The organism is Oryzihumus sp., assembly GCF_054325275.1.
This window is the reverse complement of record NZ_JBTCWL010000048.1, coordinates 1-24,541: the sequence shown is the minus strand read 5'-3', so window position 1 is coordinate 24,541 and position 24,541 is coordinate 1. Positions and strand designations below refer to the sequence as shown.

20 protein-coding genes are annotated in these 24,541 nt (G+C 72.5%); 6 read left to right on the top strand and 14 right to left on the bottom strand.

Features of this window, described 5'->3' with window-relative positions:
- Positions 1–84: 84 nt before the first annotated feature.
- On the bottom strand, positions 85–2,664 hold the full coding sequence (glgP, locus tag ACXVGS_RS13090; protein ID WP_458528650.1) for an alpha-glucan family phosphorylase: 2,580 nt from the start codon (positions 2,662–2,664) through the stop codon (positions 85–87).
- Between the two features lie 179 nt (positions 2,665–2,843).
- Between glgP and ACXVGS_RS13085 the strand changes: the two genes are divergently transcribed.
- Genes ACXVGS_RS13085 through pgm form a run of 5 tightly spaced genes read left to right on the top strand, consistent with a single transcriptional unit; the run spans position 2,844 to position 11,896 of the window.
- The gene (locus tag ACXVGS_RS13085; RefSeq protein WP_458537030.1) at positions 2,844–4,862 is read left to right on the top strand and encodes an alpha-1,4-glucan--maltose-1-phosphate maltosyltransferase; all 2,019 of its coding nucleotides are present in this window, start codon (positions 2,844–2,846) and stop codon (positions 4,860–4,862) included.
- Positions 4,862–6,583 carry a maltose alpha-D-glucosyltransferase gene (gene treS, locus ACXVGS_RS13080; RefSeq protein ID WP_458528652.1) on the top strand — a complete coding sequence of 574 codons (1,722 nt, stop codon included), beginning with the start codon at positions 4,862–4,864 and terminating at the stop codon, positions 6,581–6,583. The genes ACXVGS_RS13085 and treS overlap by 1 nt, the downstream gene beginning before the upstream one ends.
- Before the next feature lie 24 nt (positions 6,584–6,607).
- On the top strand, positions 6,608–8,026 hold the full coding sequence (locus tag ACXVGS_RS13075; RefSeq protein WP_458534373.1) for a maltokinase N-terminal cap-like domain-containing protein: 1,419 nt from the start codon (positions 6,608–6,610) through the stop codon (positions 8,024–8,026).
- Between the two features lie 7 nt (positions 8,027–8,033).
- The gene (glgB, locus tag ACXVGS_RS13070) at positions 8,034–10,262 is read left to right on the top strand and encodes a 1,4-alpha-glucan branching protein GlgB (protein WP_458528654.1); all 2,229 of its coding nucleotides are present in this window, start codon (positions 8,034–8,036) and stop codon (positions 10,260–10,262) included.
- Positions 10,259–11,896, top strand: a complete 1,638-nt coding sequence (gene pgm, locus ACXVGS_RS13065; protein ID WP_458537029.1) for a phosphoglucomutase (alpha-D-glucose-1,6-bisphosphate-dependent) — start codon at positions 10,259–10,261, stop codon at positions 11,894–11,896. The genes glgB and pgm overlap by 4 nt, the downstream gene beginning before the upstream one ends.
- A 78-nt stretch (positions 11,897–11,974) precedes the next feature.
- On the opposite strand, the gene ACXVGS_RS13060 is transcribed toward pgm, so the two are convergent.
- From ACXVGS_RS13060 to ACXVGS_RS13035, 6 genes are read right to left on the bottom strand one after another with little or no spacing between them, the layout of a single operon-like run.
- Complete coding sequence (locus ACXVGS_RS13060) at positions 11,975–13,228, bottom strand: ATP-grasp domain-containing protein (RefSeq protein ID WP_458528656.1); 1,254 nt, start codon at positions 13,226–13,228, stop codon at positions 11,975–11,977.
- Between the two features lie 9 nt (positions 13,229–13,237).
- Positions 13,238–13,984 carry an alpha/beta hydrolase-fold protein gene (locus tag ACXVGS_RS13055; RefSeq protein ID WP_458531228.1) on the bottom strand — a complete coding sequence of 249 codons (747 nt, stop codon included), beginning with the start codon at positions 13,982–13,984 and terminating at the stop codon, positions 13,238–13,240.
- 4 nt (positions 13,985–13,988) lie between these two features.
- Entirely contained in the window at positions 13,989–15,059 is a 1,071-nt protein-coding gene (locus tag ACXVGS_RS13050) for an alpha/beta hydrolase (RefSeq protein ID WP_458534370.1), read from the bottom strand.
- Between the two features lie 10 nt (positions 15,060–15,069).
- On the bottom strand, positions 15,070–16,035 hold the full coding sequence (locus ACXVGS_RS13045) for a co-chaperone YbbN (RefSeq protein ID WP_458537028.1): 966 nt from the start codon (positions 16,033–16,035) through the stop codon (positions 15,070–15,072).
- Positions 16,036–16,069: 34 nt separating this feature from the next.
- On the bottom strand, positions 16,070–17,071 hold the full coding sequence (locus ACXVGS_RS13040) for a hypothetical protein (protein ID WP_458528660.1): 1,002 nt from the start codon (positions 17,069–17,071) through the stop codon (positions 16,070–16,072).
- Positions 17,068–17,856 carry a hypothetical protein gene (locus ACXVGS_RS13035; protein ID WP_458533062.1) on the bottom strand — a complete coding sequence of 263 codons (789 nt, stop codon included), beginning with the start codon at positions 17,854–17,856 and terminating at the stop codon, positions 17,068–17,070. Before ACXVGS_RS13035 ends, ACXVGS_RS13040 begins: the two co-directional genes overlap by 4 nt.
- A 138-nt stretch (positions 17,857–17,994) precedes the next feature.
- Between ACXVGS_RS13035 and ACXVGS_RS13030 the strand changes: the two genes are divergently transcribed.
- A complete protein-coding gene (locus ACXVGS_RS13030) occupies positions 17,995–18,624 on the top strand; it encodes a TetR/AcrR family transcriptional regulator (protein ID WP_458528662.1) in 630 nt (209 codons plus the stop codon).
- Here ACXVGS_RS13030 and ACXVGS_RS13025 read toward each other — a convergent pair.
- From ACXVGS_RS13025 to ACXVGS_RS12995, 7 genes are all read right to left on the bottom strand, one after another.
- Complete coding sequence (locus ACXVGS_RS13025; protein WP_458528663.1) at positions 18,600–20,378, bottom strand: acyl-CoA mutase large subunit family protein; 1,779 nt, start codon at positions 20,376–20,378, stop codon at positions 18,600–18,602. The two genes, ACXVGS_RS13030 and ACXVGS_RS13025, sit on opposite strands and share 25 nt — an antisense overlap.
- 153 nt (positions 20,379–20,531) lie before the next feature.
- The gene (locus ACXVGS_RS13020) at positions 20,532–21,047 is read right to left on the bottom strand and encodes a MarR family winged helix-turn-helix transcriptional regulator (protein WP_458528664.1); all 516 of its coding nucleotides are present in this window, start codon (positions 21,045–21,047) and stop codon (positions 20,532–20,534) included.
- Positions 21,048–21,056: 9 nt separating this feature from the next.
- Positions 21,057–21,539, bottom strand: a complete 483-nt coding sequence (locus tag ACXVGS_RS13015; RefSeq protein WP_458531233.1) for an N-acetyltransferase family protein — start codon at positions 21,537–21,539, stop codon at positions 21,057–21,059.
- Between the two features lie 29 nt (positions 21,540–21,568).
- The gene (locus ACXVGS_RS13010) at positions 21,569–21,898 is read right to left on the bottom strand and encodes a thiamine-binding protein (protein WP_458537027.1); all 330 of its coding nucleotides are present in this window, start codon (positions 21,896–21,898) and stop codon (positions 21,569–21,571) included.
- 35 nt (positions 21,899–21,933) lie between these two features.
- The gene (locus tag ACXVGS_RS13005) at positions 21,934–22,596 is read right to left on the bottom strand and encodes an ATP-binding cassette domain-containing protein (RefSeq protein WP_458528667.1); all 663 of its coding nucleotides are present in this window, start codon (positions 22,594–22,596) and stop codon (positions 21,934–21,936) included.
- On the bottom strand, positions 22,593–23,450 hold the full coding sequence (locus ACXVGS_RS13000) for an ABC transporter ATP-binding protein (RefSeq protein WP_458528668.1): 858 nt from the start codon (positions 23,448–23,450) through the stop codon (positions 22,593–22,595). The genes ACXVGS_RS13005 and ACXVGS_RS13000 overlap by 4 nt, the downstream gene beginning before the upstream one ends.
- A partial coding sequence (locus ACXVGS_RS12995; RefSeq protein ID WP_458537026.1) for an FtsX-like permease family protein occupies positions 23,447–24,541 on the bottom strand: 1,095 nt, incomplete at its 5' end. The genes ACXVGS_RS12995 and ACXVGS_RS13000, both read right to left, overlap by 4 nt.

The window sequence follows — 24,541 nt, the reverse complement described above, 5'->3', positions numbered from 1 at the left end:
CTGGGCGCCCCCCTTCTACGCCGAGAGGGACGTGGGCGGGGTGACCCCGGGGCCTCTGGGAGGCCCCGGGGTCGGATGCGCGGGTCAGGCGTTGGCGACCAGGCCCAGCTCGGTCGGGGACGCCATGTGCGGGTGCTTGGGCAGCACGCGCACGGTGTAGCCGAACGCGCCGGTGCGGCTCAGCACCAGGTCGCCTTCGAAACGGTGCCGGCCGGCCTCGTAGGACTCGGCGTAGGCCAGCGGCGCGGTCTCGATGTCGCGCAGCTCGTCGGACTCGGACGTGCGGCCGTGCACGACCTGCACCTCGACCTCGGAGGGGTCGAGGCCGTCGAGGCTGACGAACGCGCGCACGTGCAGCTTGTCGCCGACCTGCGGGGAGTCCGAGACGCCCGAGGACTCGACGTGGTCGACGCGCACGCCGCCCCAGGAGGAGCGCACGCGGGCCTTGTACGCCGACAGGTCGCGGGCACCGTCGAAGGCCGGCCCGTTGAGCGCCCAGCCGGCCCGGGCCGCGGGGCCGTAGAGCTTCTCGGTGTAGTCGCGCACCATGCGGCTGGCGAGCACCTTCGGGCCGAGCGTCGAGAGCGTGTGCTTCATCATCGACAGCCAGCGCTGGGGCACGCCGTCGGCGTCGCGGTCGTAGAACCGCGGCGCGACCGAGCCCTCGATGAGGTCGTAGAGCGCGGCGGCCTCGAGGTCGTCACGACGCTCCGGGTCCTCCACGCCGTCGGCGGTCGGGATGGCCCAGCCGTTCTCGCCGTCGTACCACTCGTCCCACCAGCCGTCGAGGATCGACAGGTTCAGGCCGCCGTTGAGCGCGGCCTTCATGCCAGACGTGCCGCACGCCTCGAACGGGCGCAGCGGGTTGTTCAGCCAGACGTCGCAGCCCGGGTAGAGGTACTGCGCCATGGCGATGTCGTAGTTGGGCAGGAAGACGATGCGGTGCCGGACCTCGGGGTCGTCGGCGAAGCGCACCATCTGCTGGATGAGCTTCTTGCCCGTCTCGTCGGCCGGGTGGCTCTTGCCCGCGATGACGAGCTGGATCGGGCGCTCGGGGTCCAGCAGCAGCTTCTTCAGGCGCGCGGGGTCGCGCAGCATGAGGGTGAGCCGCTTGTAGGTCGGCACCCGGCGGGCGAAGCCGATGGTCAGCACGTCGGGGTCGAGGACGTCCTCGACCCAGCCGAGCTCGGCGGGGCTGGCGCCGCGCTTGAGCCAGGAGGAGCGGGTGCGACGGCGGGCCTCGACGACCAGCTGCTCGCGCATCTCGCGCTTGGTGGCCCAGATGTCGTCGCCGGGCACGTGGGCGATCCCGTCCCAGGCGTTGTCGCGGGAGACCTCGGTGGTGCCCAGGTGCCGGGCGGCCAGGTCGTAGACCCGACGGTCCACCCAGGTCGGGGCGTGCACGCCGTTGGTGATGCTGGTGATCGGCACCTCGGTGTCGTCGAAGCCCGGCCACAGCCCGTCGAACATGTGGCGGCTCACGACGCCGTGCAGCTGGGAGACGCCGTTGGCGCGCTGGGCCAGGCGCAGGCCCATGACGGCCATGTTGAAGATGCCCGCCTGGCCGCCCGGGTAGTCCTCGGCGCCGAGCGACAGGAGCCGCTCCACCGGGACACCGGCGAAGGCGTTGTCCCCGCCGAAGTACAGCTCGATCTGGTCGGCGCCGAAGCGGTCGATACCGGCCGGGACCGGGGTGTGCGTGGTGAACACCGTGGAGGCGCGGACCGCCTCGAGCGCGGCGTCGAAGTCCATGCCCTGGTCGGCGGCGAGCTCGCGGATGCGCTCCACCCCGAGGAAGCCCGCGTGGCCCTCATTGGTGTGGTAGACGTCCGGCGCGGGCGCCCCGGTCAGGCGCGACCACAGGCGCAGGGCCCGCACGCCGCCGATGCCGAGCAGCATCTCCTGCTGGAGGCGCTGCTCGCCGCCACCGCCGTAGAGGCGGTCGGTGATGCCGCGCGCGGCGTCGTCGTTGTCCTGCACGTCGGAGTCGAGCAGCAGCAGCGGCACCCGGCCGACCTGCGCCTTCCAGACATGGGCGGCCAGCGTCCGGCCACCGGGCAGGTCGATGGTGATGACGCAGGGGGTGCCGTCGGCCTCGCGCAGCAGCGACAGCGGCAGGCCGTCGGGGTCGAGGACGGGGTAGGTCTCCTGCTGCCAGCCGTCGAGGTTGAGCGACTGCTTGAAGTAACCGGTCTTGTAGAACAGGCCGACGCCGACGATCGGGACGCCGAGGTCGGAGGCGGACTTGAGGTGGTCACCGGCGAGGATGCCCAGGCCGCCGGAGTACTGCGGCAGCACCTCGGTGATGCCGAACTCCGGGCTGAAGTAGGCGATGGCGCGGGGGGCGCCGCCCTCGACGGAGGCGGCCCAGTCCTGGTACCAGCGCGGCTCGGTGACGTAGCGGCCCAGGTCCGCGGCGGCGGCGTCGACCCTGGCCACGAAGGCCTCGTCGGCGGCGAGCGCCTCGAGCTCGTCGGCCGACAGGGCCGACAGGAGTCGCACCGGGTCCTTGCGGACCTTGGCCCAGCGGGCCGGGTCGATCTCGGAGAAGAGGTCCCGGGTGGTCGGGTGCCAGGACCAGCGCAGGTTGCTGGCCAGGTCACCGAGGGCGGCGATGCGCTCGGGGAGGACGGTGCGGACACTGAAGCGACGGATGGCCTTCACGGTCGGCAAGGGTAAGCGCAGGTCTGCCGGTTTGTCAGTTTCTTGCAACGCTTGCACATTTCTTGCAACATGCCCCGCCCCTGCGGCCATCGGTGACGACCCAGCAAGCCGACCGCGCACCCCCATCCACCGTCCGGGCAACGGATGCGCGCCGCGGTGAAACGAGTAGCGTCGTGCCCGTGACAGCGAGCCCCTTGCCCACTGCCCAGCGCCCGGTCGGGCGCATCCCTGTCCTCGAGGTCGCTCCCGCGGTCGACTGCGGGGCCAGACCCGCGAAGTCCGTCGTGGGTGAGGAGTTCGAGGTCACCGCGACCGTGTTCCGCGAGGGCCACGACGCGGTCAACGCCACGTGCGTGCTGACCGCCCCGGACGGCACCGAGCAGCTGCTGCCGATGCGGCTGGTCTCGGCCGGGCTCGACCACTGGGCCGTGACCGTCAAGGCGGACACCCCCGGCAACTGGACCTACCGGGTCGAGGGCTGGTCCGACCCCTACCGCACCTGGGAGCACGACGCCTCGATCAAGGTGGCCGCCGACGTCGACACCGAGCTGATGCTCGAGGAGGGCGCCCGGGTCCTCGAGCGCTCCCTGGCCGAAGTCAAGCGCGACAAGGCCCACGCCAGGATCCTCAAGGACGCCGTCAAGGCGTTGCGCGACAGCACCCGCCCGCCGGCCGCCAGGATCGCCGCCGGGACCTCCCCCGAGGTCGAGCGCGAGATGGCGGCCCGCCCGCTGCGCGACTACGTCAGCCCCAGCGCCGAGCACCCGTGGCTCGTCGAGCGCGAGCGCGCGCTGTATGGCGCGTGGTACGAGATCTTCCCCCGCTCCGAGGGTGCCAGGCGCGACGAGAAGACCGGGCTGTGGACCTCCGGCACGTTCCGCACCGCGGAGAAGCGGCTGCCGGCGATCGCCGACATGGGCTTCGACGTGGTCTACCTGACCCCCGTCCACCCGATCGGCGCGGTCAACCGCAAGGGGCACAACAACACCCTGGGCGCCGGCCCGCACGACCCCGGCTCCCCCTACGCCATCGGCTCGGTCGAGGGCGGCCACGACGCCATCCACCCCGACCTCGGCGACTTCGACGACTTCGACCACTTCGTCGCCGCGGCCGAGCGCCTCGGCCTGGAGGTCGCGCTCGACATCGCCCTCCAGTGCGCCCCCGATCACCCCTGGGTCGACAAGCACCCCGAGTGGTTCACCACCCGTGCCGACGGCACCATCGCCTACGCCGAGAACCCGCCGAAGAAGTACCAGGACATCTACCCCCTGAACTTCGACAACGACCCGGCCGGCATCTACGCCGAGGTCCGGCGCGTCATCCAGGTGTGGATCGACCACGGCGTGAAGATCTTCCGGGTCGACAACCCGCACACCAAGCCGGTGGAGTTCTGGGAGTGGATCATCGCCGATGTGGCCAGGGACCACCCCGAGGTGATCTGGCTGGCCGAGGCGTTCACCAAGCCGGCCATGATGCACACCCTGGCCAAGGTCGGCTTCCAGCAGTCGTACACCTACTACGCGTGGCGCAACACCAAGTGGGAGCTCGAGGAGTACTGCACCGAGCTCGCCGGACCGGCCGCGGCATACATGCGTCCCTCGTTCTGGCCCACGACCCACGACATCCTCACGCCGTTCATGCAGTACGGCGGCCCGACCGCGTGGAAGCTGCGCGCCGCGCTTGCCGCGATGCTCGTGCCGACCTACGGCATCTACGCCGGCTACGAGCTGGTCGAGCACGTCGCCCGCCCCGGCGTCGAGGAGCAGATCGACAACGAGAAGTACGAGTTCAAGGACCGCCGCTGGGCCGACTACGAGGAGGGCGGCCCCAAGGAGGGCCTGTCGCTGGCGCCCTACCTCAAGAGGCTCAACGAGATCCGCCACGCGCACCCCTCGCTGCGCTGGCTGCGCAACCTGCGCTTCCACCACGTCGACGACGCCAACGTGATGTGCTTCTCCAAGCGCCGCAGCGTCGACGGCCGTGACGACGTCGTCATCGTGGTGGCCAACCTCGACCCGCACGCGACCCGGGAGACGTGGGTGCACCTGAACATGCCCGAGCTCGGCATGAGCTGGACGGAGTCCTTCGTGGCCCACGACCTCATCACCGGCAACAGCTGGCACTGGGGCGAGCACAACTACGTCAGACTCGGGCCCGACTCCGAACCGGTGCACGTGATCCACGTGAGGAGGTTCTGATGCAGGGGCTCAACCTGTCCCAGCCGGGCCTCAAGCACGACCCGCAGTGGTTCCGCAAGGCCGTGTTCTACGAGGTCCTCGTGCGGGCCTTCGCCGACTCCAAGGGCTCCGGCGCCGGCGACTTCACCGGCCTGATCCAGCGCCTGGACTACCTGCAGTGGCTCGGCGTCGACTGCCTGTGGCTGCCGCCGTTCTACGCCTCGCCGCTGCGCGACGGCGGCTACGACATCTCCGACTACACCGCGGTGCTGCCCGAGTTCGGCACGCTGCCGGAGTTCACCGAGCTGGTCTCGCAGGCCCACGCCCGCGGCATCCGGATCGTCACCGACCTGGTCATGAACCACACCAGCGACCAGCACCCGTGGTTCCAGGCCTCGCGCTCGGACCCCAAGGGCCCCTACGGCGACTTCTACGTGTGGTCCGACACCGACGACCGGTACGCCGACGCCCGGATCATCTTCGTCGACACCGAGGTCTCGAACTGGACCTTCGACCCGATCCGGCGGCAGTTCTTCTGGCACCGGTTCTTCTCCCACCAGCCGGACCTCAACTTCGAGAACCCCGCCGTGCAGGAGGCGATGTTCGACGTCGTGCGGTTCTGGATGGACCTGGGCATCGACGGCTTCCGCCTCGACGCCGTGCCCTACCTCTTCGAGGAGGAGGGCACGAACTGCGAGAACCTGCCCAGGACGCACGAGTTCCTCGCCCGGCTGCGCAAGATGGTCGACGAGGAGTACCCCGGCCGGGTCCTGCTCGCCGAGGCCAACCAGATGCCGGCCGAGGTCGTGGACTACTTCGGCACCCCGGAGGAGCCGGAGTGCCAGATGTGCTTCCACTTCCCGGTGATGCCGCGGCTGTACTACGCGCTGCGCGAGGAGAAGGCCGCGCCGATCATCGACGTCCTGGCCGACACCCCGCCGATCCCGCCGGGCACCCAGTGGGGCACCTTCCTGCGCAACCACGACGAGCTGACGCTCGAGATGGTCTCGCCGGAGGAGCGCGCCGCGATGTACGGCTGGTACGCCCCGGACCCGCGCATGCGCGCCAACGTCGGCATCCGGCGCCGGCTCGCCCCGCTCCTGGACAACTCCCGCGCCGAGATCGAGCTCATCCACGCCCTCGTGCTGTCCCTGCCGGGGTCGCCGTGCCTCTACTACGGCGACGAGATCGGCATGGGCGACAACATCTGGCTCACCGACCGGGACGCCGTGCGCACCCCGATGCAGTGGACCCCGGACCGCAACGCCGGCTTCTCCAGCGTCGACCCGGGCAAGCTCTACCTGCCGGTCATCTCCAGCCTCGTCTACCACTACAACAACGTGAACGTCGAAGCCCAGATGGCGCACAGCTCCTCGCTGCTGCACTGGGTGCGCGCGATGCTGCAGATCCGCTCGCGCCACCCGGTCTTCGGCCTGGGCACCTTCGAGGTCTGCCCGGCCAGCAACGACGGTGTGCTGGCCTACCTGCGCTCGGTGGAGGCCGACCCCGCCGAGGGCATCGAGGCCGACACCGTGCTGTGCCTGAACAACCTCACCAGCCGCCCGCAGGCCTCGACCATCCGGCTGCCGGAGCGGCTCAAGGGCGGCCAGCTGGTCGACCTGTTCGGGGGCAGTGGCTTCCCGCAGGTCTCCGACGAGGGCACGGTCAGCATCACCATGGGCTCGCGCGACTTCTTCTGGCTGCGCGTGCGACCCGCCACCGGAGGGAACGCCCATGCCTGAGACCCGGGGCCGACGAGGCCGCCGATGACCGACGTCCGGGCCACCCTGACCCCGCCCTTCGCCGAGTTCCTGCCGGCGTGGGTGGCCGAGCAGCGCTGGTACCCGGGCAAGGGGCGCCGCCCTGCCCTGCGCCGGGTCGGCGGCCTGCGGCTGGAGGACCCCGACGGCGAGGTCGGCATCGAGGTCCACCTCGTGGCCGAGGACACCGCAGCCGGCACGTCGATCTACCAGCTGCCGTTCACCTACCGCGCGCAGCCGCTGCCGGGCGGCGAGCACGCGCTGGTCGCGCACACCCGGCACAGCCTGCTCGGCGACCGGTGGGTCTACGACGGGCCGCACGACCCGGCATACGCGGCGGCGCTGCTGCGGCTGGTGCTGGAGGAGGGCACGGTCGACTCCGACTGGGGCGCCGAAGGCGGCACCGCCACCGGGCACCGCCAGCCGGGCACGACGGTCGGGCGGATGGCCGCCTCGCGCGTGCTGCGCGGCGAGCAGTCCAACACCTCGATCGTCTTCGACATGGTCGACGAGCACGGCGTGCCCGCAACACCGGTGATCTGCAAGGTCTTCCGGGCCCTGCAGGACGGCGAGAACCCCGACGTGGTCGTGCAGTCCGCCCTCGCCTCCGCCGGCTCGGACCTGGTGCCCCGTCCGGTGGGTCACCTCTCCGGGGAGTGGCCGGACACCCGCACCACCACCGGTATGGCGCACGGTCACCTCGCCTTCGCGCAGGAGTTCCTGCCGGGCGTCGAGGACGCCTGGCGCGTGGCGCTGGAGGCGGTCGCCGCGGGCGAGGACTTCAGCGACCGGGCCCGGGCGCTCGGCGCCGCCACCGCGCAGGTGCACGCCACCCTGGCGCGCGCCCTGCCGACCCGGGCAGGCGGTGCGGACGACGTCGCCGCCGTGGTCGCGGGCATGCGCGCCCGCCTGGTGGCCGCCACCAACGAGGCCCCCGCCATCGCCGCCTTCGACAAGGACATCGCCCGCCTGTTCACCGCCGCGGCCGAGGCGCAGTGGCCCGTGCTGCAACGGATCCACGGTGACTACCACCTCGGCCAGGTGCTCGACGTGCCCGGCCGGGGGTGGGTCCTGCTCGACTTCGAGGGCGAGCCGCTGCGCCCGCTCGCCGAACGCACCCGGCCCGACCTCGCCCTGCGCGACGTCGCCGGGATGCTCCGCTCCTTCGACTACGTCGCCGGCTCCTGGGAGCAGGCTCACCCGGGGCGCTCGGCGGCGCCGTGGGCGGCCGCCGCCCGCGAGGCGTTCCTCGACGGCTACGCGCAGGCCAGCGGGCGCGACCCGCGCGCCGACGCCGCCCTGCTCGCCGCGCTCGAGGTCGACAAGGCGCTCTACGAGGTCGTCTACGAGGCCCGCAACCGCCCCACCTGGCTCACCATCCCGACGACAGCCATCGCCCGGCTGGTCAACCGACACAAGGAGTGACCCCGACGTGACTGCAACCCCCCCGCTCCACCCGTCCCCCGTCAGCCGCCACGAGCTCGACCAGGTGGCCACCGGGGTGCACCACGACCCCCACACCGTCCTCGGCCCGCACGTGCACCAGGGCTCGGTGACCCTGCGCGTGCTGCGCCCGCTCGCGAGCGCGGTCACCGCGCTCCTGCCGGACCAGGCCCGCGTCCCGCTCACCCACGAGCGCGAGGGCGTCTGGGTGGCGGTGCTGCCGGTGGCCGAGGTGCCCGACTACCGCCTCGAGGTCAACTACGACGACGGGTTCACCCACCGACAGGACGACCCCTACCGCTTCATGCCCACGCTCGGCGAGGTCGACCTGCACCTCATCGGTGAGGGCCGGCACGAGCAGCTGTGGACCGTGCTCGGGGCGCACGTGCGCGAGTACGACGGGCCGATGGGCCATGTGCGCGGCACCTCGTTCGCGGTGTGGGCGCCCAACGCCCGCGCCATCCGGGTCGTCGGCGACTTCAACCAGTGGGACGGCGCCACGCACCCGATGCGCTCGATGGGCGGCAGCGGCGTGTGGGAGCTGTTCATCCCCGACGTCGCCGAGGGCAACCGCTACAAGTTCGAGATCCTCGGCTCCGACGGGCACCGCCGGGTCAAGGCCGACCCGATGGCCCGGGCCACCGAGCGCCCGCCGGCCACCGCCTCCGTCGTCACCTCCTCGGCCTACCAGTGGGGCGACGACGCGTGGATGAAGCAGCGCGCGAGCACCGACCCGCACACCGGCCCGATGAGCGTCTACGAGGTCCACCTCGGCTCCTGGCGGCAGGGCTCGAGCTACCAGGACCTGGCCGAGCACCTCGTCAACTACGTCAAGGACCTCGGCTTCACCCACGTCGAGTTCATGCCGGTCATGGAGCACCCCTACGGCCCGTCCTGGGGCTACCAGGTCACCGGCTACTACGCCCCCACGTCCCGCTTCGGCTCCCCCGACGAGTTCCGCCACCTCGTGGACATGCTGCACCGCAACGGGATCGGCGTGATCCTCGACTGGGTGCCGGCGCACTTCCCCAAGGACGCCTTCGCCCTGGCCCGCTTCGACGGCCAGGCGCTCTACGAGCACCCCGACCCGCGCCGCGGCGACCAGCCGGACTGGGGCACCCACGTGTTCGACTTCGGCCGGCCGCAGGTGCGCAACTTCCTCGTCGCCAACGCCCTCTACTGGCTCGAGGAGTTCCACGTCGACGGCCTGCGGGTGGACGCAGTCGCCTCGATGCTCTACCTCGACTACTCCCGCGAGGAGGGGCAGTGGTCGCCGAACGTCTACGGCGGGCGCGAGCACCTCGAGGCGGTGCAGTTCCTCCAGGAGACCAACGCCACGGCATACAAGCGGGTGCCGGGGGTCGTGACGATCGCCGAGGAGTCCACCTCGTGGCCGGGAGTGAGCCGGCCGACCCACCTCGGCGGCCTGGGCTTCGGGCTGAAGTGGAACATGGGCTGGATGCACGACTCGCTGGAGTACATGCACCACGAGCCGGTGCACCGCCAGTACCACCACCACCAGATGACGTTCTCGCTGATGTACGCCTGGAGCGAGAACTTCGTGCTGCCGATCAGCCACGACGAGGTCGTCTACGGCAAGGGCTCGCTGCTGCGCAAGATGCCCGGCGACCGGTGGCAGCAGCTGGCCAACCTGCGCGCCTACCTGGCGACCATGTGGTCCCACCCGGGCAAGCAGCTGGTCTTCATGGGCGCCGAGTTCGCCCAGGAGGGTGAGTGGGCCGACGGACGCAGTCTGGACTGGTGGTTGCTGGACCAGCCGGCGCACTACGGCGTGCACTCGCTGGTCCGGGACATGAACGCCCTCTACGCCTCGCGCCCGGCGTTGTGGCAGCTCGACCACAGCCCCGAGGGGTTCCAGTGGATCGACGCCAACGACGCGGCCGGCAACACCTTCTCCTGGCTGCGATTCGGCGCCGGCGACGCGGCCGGTGAGCGTCCCGTGGTCGCCAACATCGTCAACTTCAGCGGCGCCCCGCACCACCGCTACCGGGTCGGCCTGCCGCACCCCGGCCGGTGGAACGAGGTGCTCAACACCGACGCCTCCGGCTACGGCGGCTCCGGCGTGGGCAACCTCGGCGCGGTCGAGGCCGAGGAGGTGCCCTGGCACGGGCAGCCCTACTCCGCGGTGCTGACCCTGCCCCCGCTCGGCGCCCTGTGGCTCGAGCCCGACACGACCACGAGGAAGGGCACCCGATGAACGACCCGCGCGCCGGCAGCCCGGCCCAGCCCTCGGACCTCGTCGACGTCGCGCACCTGGTGACGGCCTACTACACCGGCTCCCCCGACCCGAGCGACCCCGACCAGCGGGTCGCCTTCGGCACCTCCGGGCACCGGGGCAGCAGCCTGCGCACCGCGTTCAACGAGGCGCACATCCTGGCCACGACGCAGGCGATCTGCGACTACCGGCGCGAGCAGGGCTACGACGGGCCGCTCTTCCTCGGGCGCGACACCCACGGGCTGTCCGAGCCGGCGTGGGCCTCGGCTCTGGAGGTGCTGGCCGCCAACGACGTGACCGTCCTCGTCGACGACCGCGACGGCTACACCCCCACCCCGGCGGTGTCCCATGCCATCCTGCGGGCCAACCGGGGCAAGGGCGTCGGCCTGGCCGACGGGATCGTGGTCACCCCCTCGCACAACCCGCCCAGCGACGGAGGCTTCAAGTACAACCCGCCCAACGGCGGCCCCGCCGACACCGACGCCACCTCGGTCATCGCCGACCGGGCCAACGCCCTCATCGAGGCCGGGCTCGACGGCGTGCGCCGGATCCCCTTCGCCCGGGCCCGGAAGGCTGCGCAGGCCTATGACTTCCTCGGCACCTACGTCGACGACCTGCCGAACGTCGTTGACCTGCAACGGATTCGGGAGGCGGGCGTGCGCATCGGCGCCGACCCGCTCGGCGGCGCGAGCGTGGCCTACTGGGGCGAGATCGCCGACCGGCACGGCCTGGACCTGACCGTCGTCAACCCGCTGGTCGACGCCACCTGGCGCTTCATGACCCTCGACTGGGACGGCAAGATCCGCATGGACTGCTCCTCCCCCTCGGCCATGGCCGGCCTCATCGACCAGCGCCGCGCCTACGACCTGGCCACCGGCAACGACGCCGACGCCGACCGGCACGGCATCGTCACTCCCGACGCCGGGCTGATGAACCCCAACCACTACCTCGCCGTCGCGATCGGCTACCTCTACGGCGGCGGCCGCCCCGACTGGGCGCCGGCCGCGGCCATCGGCAAGACCCTGGTGTCCTCCTCGATGATCGACCGGGTCGCCGAGTCCGTCGGGCGCGCCCTCACCGAGGTGCCGGTCGGCTTCAAGTGGTTCGTCCCGGGGCTGATCGACGGCTCGATCGCCTTCGGCGGCGAGGAGTCCGCCGGGGCGTCGTTCCTGCGCTTCGACGGGTCGGTGTGGACCACTGACAAGGACGGCATCATCCTGGCCCTGCTCGCCTCGGAGATCCTCGCCGCGACGGGACGCACCCCCAGCGAGCACTACGCCGACCTGACCGCGCGTTTCGGCGACCCCGCCTACGCCCGCGTCGACGCGCCGGCCAACCGCGAGGAGAAGGCCCGGCTCGGCGCGCTCTCACCCGACGCCGTCAAGGCCGAAACCCTTGCGGGAGAGGCGATCACGGCCCGGCTGACCACCGCCCCCGGCAACGGCGCGAAGATCGGCGGCCTCAAGGTCACCACCGAGAACGCCTGGTTCGCCGCCCGGCCCTCGGGCACCGAGGACGTCTACAAGATCTACGCCGAGTCGTTCAAGGGCCCCGACCACCTGGCCCAGGTGCAGGCCGAGGCCCGCGAGGTGGTCTCCGCCGCGCTCGCCGGCTGAGCCGCCCGGTATGCCGCGTGGTCGCCTCCCAGCCCGGGACGCGGCCACACGGCATACACGGAGCCACGGGTGGACCGGTCAGCGGGCCAGACGGGCGTCCTCGTCCTTGACCCACATCCCGATCAGCCCGCGGAAGTGGGCGAGGAACTGCTCCTGCTCGTGCGCGGGGTAGGTGGAGCGCACCGTCGAGGCGAGCAGGGTGTCGAAGTCCGGCGACTGCACCCACTCCAGGACCATCTCGTCGACGTCGGGCAGCGCACTGCCGCAGAACTCCTGGTAGCGCACGGTGTCGAAGTGCTCGTCGGCCAGCCGTTGGTACTCCACGAGCTTGGCCTCGTAGCCCAGCAGCGGGTCGTCGGCGACGGCGAACCACGGGTCGAGGTCGACCTGGGTGCGGGCCCGCCGCCCGGTGGCCAGACAGAACGCCGACCACTTCAGGAGCGCCTTCATCGCCCACGGGAAGTAGTAGTGCAGCGAGGTCACGGCCACGTCGGGGCAGGCGTTGGCGTAGTCGATCGGGTGCACCACCCCGTCCTTGACGAGCATCTCGCAGGAGTTGAACTCCCACCGGAAGAACGCGTTGACGGTCTGCGCAATGGTCCGGGCCTCGGCACCCACGGCGGGTGAGAGGAAGTCGTGCGACACGGCATACCTGTTGTGCATGGGCTCATCGGGCCGGAAGTTCATCACCATCGTCTCGGGCCCGATGGTCAGCGCCCGGGCGAAGACGTCGAAGCCGTCGACCGCCTTCTGCAGGTGCATGAGCATCTCGCCGGAGTCATCGTAGGCGCGGTGCAGGTCGCCCCGGTCCCGGATCATCGACACCCCGCGCCAGGCGCCGCCGTCGAACGGCTTCATGAACAGCGGGTAGCCGACCGACTCGGCCACCGCATCGAGGTCGAACGCCTTGTTGTAGCGGGCCGAGGTGTAGGCCCAGCGGACGTTGTCGACCGGGTGCTTGTAGGGCACGAGCACGGTCTCGGGCACGTGCATGCCCAGGCGCATCAGGGCGCAGTAGGCCGAGTGCTTCTCCATGGCCTGGAACGTGAACGGCGAGTTCAGCAGGTAGACGTCGTCCATCAGCGCGACCTTCTTGAGCCACTCGCGCGGGTGGTAGTACCAGTGCGCCAGCCGGTCGATCACCAGGTCCTGGCGCGGGGTGTCACGCAGGTTGAACGGCTCGATGGTCACCCGCTCGGTGGTGAAGGAGTGCTCCTGCCCACCCGGGTCACGCACCACCCCCAGCCGCCGGACCAGCGCCTCGAACGCCGTGGGCCAGTCCTCCTCCGCCCCCAGCAGCAGGCCGATCAGATGCGTCGTCGAGCTCCCCATGCCCTCTCCTCACACGAATCGCGGCAGGTGGTGTCCCAGCTGCCGTTGCCACCAGGGCCAGTCGTGGGCGCTGTCGCCACCCCAGACGTCGAGCTGGTGGGTGATGCCCTTGTCCCGCAACAGCTCCCCGAAACGCAGCGTGGACGGCAGCGCACCGGTCGGGTGGGTCTCCCACTGACCCTCCCCGCAGACGAGCAGCACCGACAGGCGCGAGCGCAGCCAGTCCAGGTGCTCGCCGTGCAGGTGGGCGACGTAGTCGGTGGGGTTGGCGAAGTAGGCCTCCTGCCCCCGCTCCCCCCAGGCGTGCCACTGCCCGACGTCGTAGTTGCCGGACAGGCCGATCGTCAGCGGGGCGAGGTCGGCGCGCTGGAAGGCGAAGTGCACCGCGTGGTAGGCCCCCATCGACGCCCCCAGGGTGATGAGGTCGTGCCGGCCGCCGAGCTGGTCGAAGACCCACGGCACAGCGGCCTGCTCCAGCCAGGCCTGGTAGGCCCCGTGCCGCCGGGCCCGCTCCTCCAGCGAGAGCGACCCGTCGGACCACGTCAGCGCGTCGAGGGAGTCCACGCAGAAGAACGACACCCGGCCGGCGTCGAGCAGCCACTGGACCGGCTCCAGCATGCCGCGCTCGGCGAAGTCCTCGGCCCGGCCGCCCTCGCTGGGGAAGACCAGCACCGGACGGCCCCAGTGGCCATGGCGGACCAGCCCGAGACGGTGGTCCGTGCCCGGGACGGCGAGCTCCACCCGGCCGTCCTGCATGACCTCATCCTCGCGTGATCCAGCAATCCCGCAAGACGTCGGTCAGGTGGGGGTCCAGTGCGTCGCGCCAGGCGGTGTAGTTGTGCAGGTCGGGCACCTCGGCGTGGCGGACCGTGTGCCCCGCCCGGGCGAGGGCCGCGGCCATGGCCCGGTTGTTGGGCGCGTTCTCCTCCAGCGCCCCGCAGGTCAGGCCCACCACGAGCGGGTGGTCGGTATGCCGGGTGCCCAGCACCGCGCGCACCTGGTCCACGATCCGGGCGAACCACGGGAAGTCCTGCTCCATCCCGTCGAGCTCCGCCTGGAAGAAGGAGCCGGACTGGGCGAACACCGCACCGACCGCCGGGGCCCGCAGGCCGGCGAGCAGCGAGGTCAGCCCGCCGAGGCTGGCGCCCATGAGCGCCACCGGCGCGGACACGGCATACCGCCGGGCCAGGGTGGTGAGCACCGGGCCGGTGAGGGTGCGCAGGTACTGCGGCGACCCGGAGTACCACGGGCTGCGCTCCACCGGCTGGAGCAGCGCCACGCGGTGCCGCGGAAGCACCGCGTCGGCGACCTGCACCGCGCTGAACCGGGTCAGCGAGGCCAGCTGGTCGTACTCCGGCCCGTCGTGCACCACCAGCAGCGGCAGCGGCTCGGCGTCCACGGCGTCGACCGGCGACCACACCGTGACCGGGACCGGGTCGGCGGTCTCCCCCGCCACCTCGAAGGCGTCGAACCGCCCGGGCACCCCGTCCCGCGCCAGCCACGCCGGCGGGAGGTAGCCCGGCAGCTCGACGACCGAGCGGGGGCCGAACGCCGACTCGACCCGTGCCGGGTTGGCCGGGTCGGTCTGCGTGGCCACCCCGTCGGGGCCGGTCACCGTGAAGGTGTACTCCAGCCGCTGCAGGTCGGGCCGGGGCAGGCGCAGCTCCCACCGCCCGTCCCGGCGCACCAGGTCGCGGGTGCGGGCCGGCAGCACCGAGTCGACGTCGAGCCGCACGGCCGAGAACCTTTGCTCCGGGTCGGGCAGGCGGAAGCGGATCCAGCGGTCGAGGACCTTGGGCGGGTCCGCCGCGCGCCGGGCGGCAGGGGTCACCGGGAGTGACTCAGAACAGTGCGCTCATGAGGGCGCCGCGGGCCTTGCGCACCCGCTCGTCGTGGGCACCCACCACCTCGAACAGCTCGAGGAGGTGCTCGCGCACGGCGTTGCGCTCGTCACCGGAGGTGACCCGGACGAGGTCGATCAGCCGACCGAAGGCGTCCTCCACGTGACCGCCGAGCACGTCGAGGTCGGCCACCAGGGTCTGGGCGGAGACGTCCTCGGGGGCCGCGGCCGCGGCCGCACGGGCCGCCTGCAGGTCGGCGCCGGCGGTGCGCCGCATGAGGTTGACCTGGGCCAGGCCGAGCTTGGCGTCGGCGTCGGCGGGGTTCTCCAGCAGCGCCCGCTCATAGGCAGCCACGGCGGCGTCGAGGTCGTCACGCTCGATGGCGTCGTAGGCCTCCTGGTGCAGCGGGGGCAGCGGCGCCTCCAGCGCCGGCTCCCCCTCGGGCGCCGCCTCCAGGACCTCGACCCGCCCGGTCACGCCGTGCTGCACGGCGAGCTCGAGCAGCTTGCCGATGACCGCCTCGACCTGCTCGCGCGGCTGCACGCCGGCGAACAGCGGCACGGGCTGGCCCTGGATCAGGCCGAGGGCGACCGGCACGGTCTGGACCTGCACCGCCTGCATCAGCGCGCCGGCCAGCCCCGGGCTCGCGTCGGCATCGACGGAGACCATGCGGAAGCGGCCCTCGGAGGCCCGGGCCACCGACTCCACGAGGTCGGCGAACTCGGCCGTCTCCGGCATGGAGGACGACCACAGGATGACCACGGCCGGCACAGTGACCGAGCCGTTGACCACGGCGGTGAAGGAGTCCTCGGTGGCCTCCACGCGCAGCCCGTCGCCGCCGCGTGCCGGGCCGCCGCCGGGCGCACCCCCGGCCGGGCCGCCCTGCGCCGGGGTCGCCGGGCGGGCGAGGGAGGACAGGTCCACGGCGCCGCGCAGAGCCGCGGCGTTGAAGGGCTGCGAAGTCATGCCGGCATTCTCCCTGATCTGCAGGCGTCGTGGGTCAGGACCCCGAGGCCGAGACGAGGTGCTCGGTCGCGCCGACCAGCGTGGCCTGCCCCGATCCCTTGGGGACGGCGAAGACGACCATCTCCAGCGTGCGCATCGTCGCCTGCTTGGTCAGCTTGGTCTTGCCCGGCACCAGTGTCGTGAACTGCTTGGGCGCGGTCAGCGAGCTGCCCGCCTTCTTCACGGTGAAGGTGTCGGTGCGCTCCAGCACCCCGAAGACCAGGGCGCCGCCGCCGTTCTGCGCGATGGCGAAGACCGAACCCGGCTGCACCGTGTGCCTCTGAGTGAACGACGCGAACTTCGACACGTCGGACGCCTGCTGGGCGGCCCCGGCGCGCACCTGGGTGGCGAACCGGTCGTCGGTGTAGGGCGGGTTGGTCACCTTCGCCGCCGGGAAGCTGAGCCCCTTGGCGTAGTCCGTCAGCAGGCTCTGGGGCGACATGGCCAGGCCCTTGCCGTCGGTGACCAGGCGGGAGCCGCTGGCCAGGGAGGTGAAGGACCGCACGCTGGAGCCGGGGAGCATGGTGGCCGACTCGGCGATGCGGTACGGCGTGCGCGCGTCCGGGGAGGTCACCAGGTGCAGCACCGGCAGGCCGCCCTTGTCCGGGACCGTCTGGACGACGATGACACGGGGGAAGCCCTCGCCCCGCGGCAGCGCCAGGATCCGGGGCTGCTCGGGGGCGATGGCCGGCGAGTTGCCGCCCACCTGCGGGGCGACCGAGGCGAGGCGGGCGTCGGCCACCGCGGCGGTGAGGGCGTTGCCGCTGTAGGCGACGGCCCGGGCCGCCTTGACGTCGCCGGAGCCGGAGCGGGACTGACCGGCCGCGGTGAACACCCGGTCGACGATCCCCTGTGCCTGCGCGGGGGTCACCGAGGCGATGTCGGTGACGGGCGCCGGCGGCTCGTGCACCCCGGCGATGGCCTTGCCGAGCCCGCAGCCGGACAGGGACAGGCAGACGGCTGCCGCGGCAGTGATGCTCGCGATGCGGCGGTTCATGCGTCCACCTCCTCGGGGGCGCTCGGGTCGGGTCGGTCGGTCGTGATGACCGCGGTGTCGTCGGTTTCCGCGGAGGCGGCACCGCTCGTGGTGTCGCCGCGCCGGGGGCGCCGGGGCAACAGGTTGGGCCGGTGCAGGTGCCGGCTGCTGCGGCTGGTGGCTCCGGCCTGCGGCGCGGGAGCAGCCGTCAGGTCCTGCCAGAGGAAGAAGCCGGCGCCCGCGGCGAGCAGCGCGCCGACGAGCAGCAGCAGCAGCGACAGGAAGAACCAGGTCTTGTGGTGCCAGGCGACCGTCACGTCCATGTCCGGCAGCGGGGCGCCGCCGGGGGCGGCGACGACCAGCGTCTCGGGGCCCTGGCCCTGGGCGACCACGACGCTGGCGGAGCCGCGCACCTGCTGGCTCACCCGCCATACGTCGGCGGTGGTGACGTCCGGCATCGCGGTGGAGCCGGTCCGCGCGGAGGTCATCGACCCGGCAGGCCAGGAGACGCCCTTCACGGTGGTCCGCCGGGCGTCGCGCAGCACGGCTGCGGCGTCGGAGGCGCCGGCCAGGCCGACCCACAGCGGTCCGCCGTCCTTGCGCGTGACGGTCACCTCAGTCGGGACGTCGAGCGCGTTGAGGACCTTGGGCTCGATGGTGAGCGCCCCGGTCTGGGTCAGGCGGGAGCCGAAGGTGGCTCCGCCGGACGGGCCGAGGGTCACGCACAGCCAGAGGCCGAGGATCGCGAGGACAGCGCCCACCACGGCCACCGAGAGGCCGAGGGCGCGTCGTGTCGCAGTGGTCACGATATCGTCCTTCGTGTCGGGGAACGTGGTCGTGGCGCGCCCCCAGGCACCCGTTATCCGGTCCACCATGGCCCACCCGGGAGGCCGGACACAAATCCATCACGGTCGATCCGGAGCCACCGATGGCATGATCACGGAATGCCTTCCGCCCCCACGCCGAGCACCAAGCGCCCGCCCGGCCGGCCGCGGCGCGCCGCCACGGAGCAGGCCATCGCCGACGCCGCCCGAGTCGTGCTGGCCCGGGAGGGCGTGGCCCGCATGTCGATCGAGCAGGTGGCCCAGGAGGCGGGTGTGGCCAAGACCACCGTCTACCGCCGCTGGCCCAGCAAGGTCGAGCTCGCGGTCGACGCGGTGGCGGCGACGTTCGACGCGATCACCCTGACCGACCAGGGGTCGCTGCTCGCCGACCTGCACGAGGGCATCGGCCAGGCCGCGACGCTGCTGTCCGACCCCTCGATCAGCGGCGCGTATGCCGCGCTGCTGGCCGAGAGCGCGCGTGACCCGCACGGGGTCGGCACCCTGGTGCGCGGCACGCTGGCCGAGAAGCTGCACGGGATCGTCGGGGACTGTGTGCAGCGCGGCATCGCCCGGGGCGAGATCGACCCGGGGTCGGTCGACGTCGACCTGCTCGGCGACCTCGTCGTCGGGACGGTGCTGCACCGGGCCCTGATGACGGGGTCGGCCGACGCCGGCTTCGTCGAGGCGCTGATCGCCCTGCTCGCCGACGTCGCCGACGCCCGGGCTCAGAAGCGGGCCGGCTCGCGGTAGATCCCCCAGCGGTCGCGCAGCGCGTTGCAGATCTCGCCCAGCGTGGCCTCGGCCCGCACGGCGTCCAGCATCGCCGGGATCATGTTGCCGTCGGAGTCGGCGACCTCGAGCATCCGCGCCAGCGCCGCCGACACGGCCGCGTCGTCCCGGCCCGCCTTGCGCTCGGCCAGCACGCGCACCTGCTCGCGCTCGACCTCGTGGCTGACCCGCAGGATCTCCAGCTCGTGGCTGACCGACTCCGTGTGGCAGTTGACGCCGACGACCCTCTTGTCACCCTTCTCCAGCGCCACCTGGTACTGGAAGGCGGACTCGGCGATCTCCGCCATGAACCAGCCGTCCTCGATGCCGCGCAGGATGCCGGAGGTCATCGGCCACACGCCGCCGGTGGCCTGGCCGGTGCTGAGCCGGACCCGCTCGGCCAGGCCCGCCGTGTCGGCGGCGCGCAGGTCGGTCGTCCCCATCGAGAGGATCTTGTCGAAGATGGCCTCGGCCTCGGCCTCGATCCTGTCGGTGAGGGCCTCGACATACCAGCTGCCGCCGAGCGGGTCGGCGACGTTGACCACACCGGTCTCCTCCATGATCACCTGCTGCGTGCGCAGGGCGACCTCGGCGGACTGCTCGGTCGGCAGGGCGAGGGTCTCGTCGAGGGCGTTGGTGTGCAGGGAGTTCGTGCCGCCGAGCACCGCGGCGAGCGCCTCGACGGCGGTGCGCACGACGTTGTTGTAGGGCTGCTGCGCGGTCAGCGACACCCCGGCGGTCTGGGTGTGGAAGCGCAGCCACTGCGCCTTGTCGCTCGTCGCGCCGTAGACGTCACGCATCCAGCGGGCCCAGATGCGCCGCGCCGCGCGGAACTTGGCGATCTCCTCGAAGAAGTCCAGGTGGCTGTCGAAGAAGAAGGACAGCCCGGGCGCGAAGGTGTTGACATCCAGCCCGCGGGACAGGCCCAGCTCGACGTAGCCGAAGCCGTCGGCCAGCGTGAACGCCAGCTCCTGCGCGGCCGTGGAGCCGGCCTCGCGGATGTGGTAGCCGGAGACGGACAGGGGCTTGTAGTCGGGAATCTTCTCGGCGCAGTACTCCATGAGGTCGCCGATCAGGCGCAGGTGCGGCTCGGGGGCGAACAGCCACTCCTTCTGAGCGATGTACTCCTTGAAGATGTCGGTCTGCAAGGTGCCGTTGAGCACGCCGATGTCGACCCCCTGCCGCTCGGCGGCGACGAGGTACATGCAGAAGACGGGCACGGCCGGGCCGCTGATCGTCATCGAGGTGGTGACGTCACCGAGCGGGATGTCCTGGAACAGCACCTCCATGTCCGCGGCCGAGTCGATCGCCACGCCGCAGTGCCCGACCTCGCCGAGGGACAGCGGCTCGTCGGAGTCGCGGCCCATGAGCGTGGGCATGTCGAAGGCGACGGACAGGCCGCCACCGCCGCGGGCCAGGATCATCTTGTAGCGCTCGTTGGTCTGCTCGGCGTTGCCGAAGCCGGCGAACTGCCGGATGGTCCACGCCCGGCCGCGGTAGCCCGTGGCGTGCAGGCCCCGGGTGAACGGGAACTCCCCCGGCCAGCCGATCCGCTCGGGCACCTCGGTGCCGTCGGCCGGCCCGTAGACCGGGTCGACCTCCATGCCCGACAGCGTGGTGAAGTCCGCGTCGCGCACCTGTCCCCGGGCCTGGGCGGCGTCGTAGCGCTCCTGCCAGCGGGAACGGCCGGACCCGGCGTCGGACGGCGTGGCGGAGGACGGCTGCGGGGAGGTCATGCCCCCAATTTACTTGGACGTCCTAGTAGTTGTCACGGGGCCGGCGGCCATGTCAGGACAGGTATGACGAGTCGTCGCCCCACTCTTGCGCAAGAAGGTGTCGCTGTGGCCCAGCGACCCGCGGTCCGCAGCGACCGTATTGTGCGCAAAGGGCTACTCGTGGAAGTCGCCGGCCGCGACGCGCACCTTGCGCAGCAGCCGGAACAGCTCCTCGTGCTCGGCGGGAGTGAGTGCTCCCAGGCCGAAGCCGGCGGCGACCAGGTCGGTCGTGGCTGCCTCCATCACCTCGCGACCGGTGTCGGTGATGACGGCGAGGGTGCCGCGGCCGTCCTCGGGGTTGGGCCGACGCTCGACGAACCCCTGGGCGGCCAGCCGCTGGACGATGTTGGTGGCGCTGGTGGGGTGGACCATGAGCCGCTCCCCCACCTTGCTCATGGGCAGCTGGCCGTGGCGGCTGAACACCAGCAGCACCAGTGCCTCGTAGCGGGCGAAGGTCAGCCCGTGCCGCCCGACGATGGCGTCGAAGTCGCCGATGAGCAGCTGCTGCACGCGCATCACCGACGTGGCCGAGGCCATCGCCGCCACCTGCGAGCGGCCACCCCAGCGGGCGCGCCAGAGCTCGGCGGCCCGGCGGATCGGGTCGAAGGGCAACGAGACGCGGGTGGGCACGGCCACACGCTAGTGGGCGCGGGCGAGCGCTCCCCGGACCATCCGGATCTCGGGCGCCCCCGTGCCCTCGTGCACCTTGGCGGCCCCGTCGGGGGCGAACCCGTGCCTTCGGTAGAACGCCTGCGCCCGGGCGTTGTCCACCAGCACCCACAGCGAGGCCGGCCGGTCACCGACCACGGCCGCCACCAGCTCGTCGGCAAGCCCGGTCCCGTGGTGGGCCGCCAGGACGTTGATCGCGTAGAGCTCCCACACCGTCGGGGCGTCCTCGTCGCGGGTCGGCCCACCGGTGGCCAGGCCGACGATCTCTTCGTCCTCGCCCGCGGTGGCCACGACGACCAGGGCCTCCGGCTCGTCCACCTCGAGGCGCAGCCGCCAGCGGTGCGCCGAGTCCTCGGCGCTGAGCGCGTCGAGGTAGTCCGCCGGCAGCAGCCCGGCGTAGGCCTCGCGCCAGATCGCGGTGTGCACCTGTCCGAGGGCCTCGGCGTCGCTCACGGCAGCCGGCCGCACGGCATACCCGCCCCTCACGACCCCTGCCCGGTATGCCGGGTGACCGCCTCCCCGAGGCGGGTCACCTTGGCCTCCAGCTCGCCGGTGAACCCGGGGCGGATGTCGGCCTTGAGCACCAGCGAGACCCGCGGGCCGTACTGCCCGACGGCGTCGCAGGCGCGGCGCACGACGTCCATGCACTCCTCCCAGCTGCCCTCGATGGTGGTGAACATCGAGTCGGTGCGGTTGGGCAGGCCGGAGTCGCGCACCACGGCCACCGCTGCGGCGACGGCGTCACTGACAGAGCCGGTGCTGTCGGCGGGGTCGGAGGAGCCGGACGGGGCGACGGAGAAGGCGACGAGCATGGGCCGATCCTAGGCGTGTCGGGGTGGGGGGAGGCTCACCGCGGAGCCCGGACCACGCTCATGACGCCCTCGTGCAGCGCGAGCTCGGCGTCCGAGGCGGCCGCCGCCTCCGGGTCGTGGGTGGACATGATGACCACGGCGCCGCGCCGGGCCTCGGCCCGCAGCAGGGCGACCACCCGCTCCCGGTTGCCGGCGTCGACGTCGCTGGTCGGCTCGTCGGCCAGGATCACGGCGGCACCCTGGGCGAGGGCCCGGGCGACCGCCACGCGTTGCTGCTGGCCGCCGGAGAGCTCCTCGACGAGGTGGCGGCCGGACTCGCCCAGCCCGGTGGACTCCAGCGCCGCGCCGGCCTGCTCCCACGCCTCCCCGGCGGGCACGCCGGCGGCGAGCAGGGGCACCACGACGTTCTCCTCGGCGCTGAGCATCGTGGCCAGGCCGTTGCCCTGCGGCACGAGGGAGACCCCCAGCCGCACCGCCTCCTCGTGGCCGGTCACCGGCTGGTCGCCGACGTGCACCGTGCCGGCGGCGAGCGGCTGCGCGCCGCAGATCGCCCACAGCAGCGAGGACTTGCCGGCACCCGAGGGACCGGTGACCGCGAGCAGGGTGCCGGGGTGCACGGTGAACGACACGTCGTGCAGCGCCGGCTCCCCGTCGTAGGCCACGCACACGCCCTCGACCCGCACCGTCGGCGCGCTCATGACCGGTCCTCCTGACGCTGGGGCAGCAGCTGGATGGTGCCGTCCTCGAGGTGGACGCGCACCAGCGTCCCCGGCGGCAGGATCTCGAGCACGTGGGGTGGCAGGGGCAGGGCACCGTCCGCGGACACCACGGCGTACTCCTCGCCGTTGCGGCCCTCTCCCCCAATGCGCCCGTCGCGGATGGTCACCGTGCGCCGCATCGCGGCGGCGACCTCGGGGTCGTGGGTGACCAGGACGACGGTGGTGCCGAACTCACGGTTGACCCGGGCGAGGGTGTCGAGCACGGTGCCCCGCGCCTCGTGGTCGAGCTGGCTGGTCGGCTCGTCCGCCAGCAGCAGCCCCGGAAGGGTGGCGACGGCGACACCGACCGCGAGGAGCTGCAGGTGGCCGGGCGTGAGCCCCGCCAGCGGCCGCCTGGCGTGGCGGTGCATCCCGACGAGCTCGAGCACCTCCGCCGGGCTGGGCAACGCGGAGACCCCCTGACGCCGCGCGGCACCCTGGGCGAACTCGACGTTCTGCACCGGGGTCAGGTAGGGCAGCAGGTTGCGGGCGGCGCCCTGCAGCACCAGGCCGATGTCGCGGGCGCGCAGATCGTCCAGCGCGGGTTCGGGCAGCGACGACAGCTCGTGCTCGCCGACGTGGATCTTGCCCGCGCTCGGGCGTAGCAGCCCGCCGAAGAGGCTCAGCAGGGTGGACTTGCCCGAGCCCGAGGGGCCGAGGAGGCCGACCATGTCGCCCGCCTCGACACTGAGGTCGACCCCGGCGAGGGCCGCCACGTCGTGGCCGTCGGCGCGGTAGATGTGGACCAGCCCCGTGGTCCGCACCGGCATACCGCGGTTCACCGGCCCGTTCACAGCACCTCCCGGACCCGGTCGAGGGTGGCGCGCGTGGACAGGCCCTGGCCCACCCGCACCGCGACGACGAGGAGGACCACCAGGGCCACGGCGGCAGCGGCGAGCACCGCTGGCCAGGACGAGCCCGACGGCGGCAGCGGGAGGCGGGGAGGCGTGGTGAACAGCGGGATGATCGGCAGGGCCAGCGCCGCGCCGGCCACGCCGCACACCGCGCCGGCCAGCACCGCCGGCACCACGACCAGCACCTGCTCGCCGACCGCGACGCGGCGCAGGTCCTGCCGGCCCAGCCCGACCAGGCGCAGGGCGGCGTGGTCGCGCGCCCGCAGCCGCCAGGACGTGGCGACGACCACGACGACGACCAGGCCCGCCATCAGCAGGGCCGCGATGCCCACGACCAGGGCCAGCTGGAGCCCCCACGCCGACGCCGACCCGGCATAGTCACCGGCGACGCCATCGGTCGTCGTGACGCCCTCGACCTGCACGCCGCCGTGCCGCAGCGCGGTGCTGACCCGGTCGACCACGGCCGGGTCGGACCGCGCGAGCCACACCTGCACCGTCGCCAGCGAGTCCAGCGTCCCGCCCTCGCGCTGGAGCGTGTCCAGGTTGACCAGAACCGTGTTGGGCGTGCCGCCCGGCGCCAGCGGGACGTGCCCGACGACCTGCATCCGGCGCGCCTGCCCGTCGAGCCCCGGCGACGCGAACGTCCCCCGGTCCAACCCCGACGGCAGGGACCCGGCGAGCAGTGCCGGCATGTTCACCGGCGTCGACGCGTGCTGGAGGGCGACCTCCTGGGAGGCGGCGTCGGAGTAGCGGACCCGCAACGAGGACCCGTCCGCGGTGGCGGTGATGTCGTCCGGCCCGGGGCTGGAGTTGTCACCGGGCAGCCACGTCCCGTCGCCGCCCCAGGGCGCGGTGGAGCCGTCCACGCCGAGCGGGCCGAGGACGAACGAGCCCGCCGTGACTGCGTAACGGGAGGCCGGCGCGTCGACCGTGATGGCCGCGAGGCGGCACCCCTTGGCGCAGCTGACCGGCGCCGACACGGTGTGGGGCGCCGTGGCCCCGAACGGGATCGGGCCGAGGTCCAGGCTGCT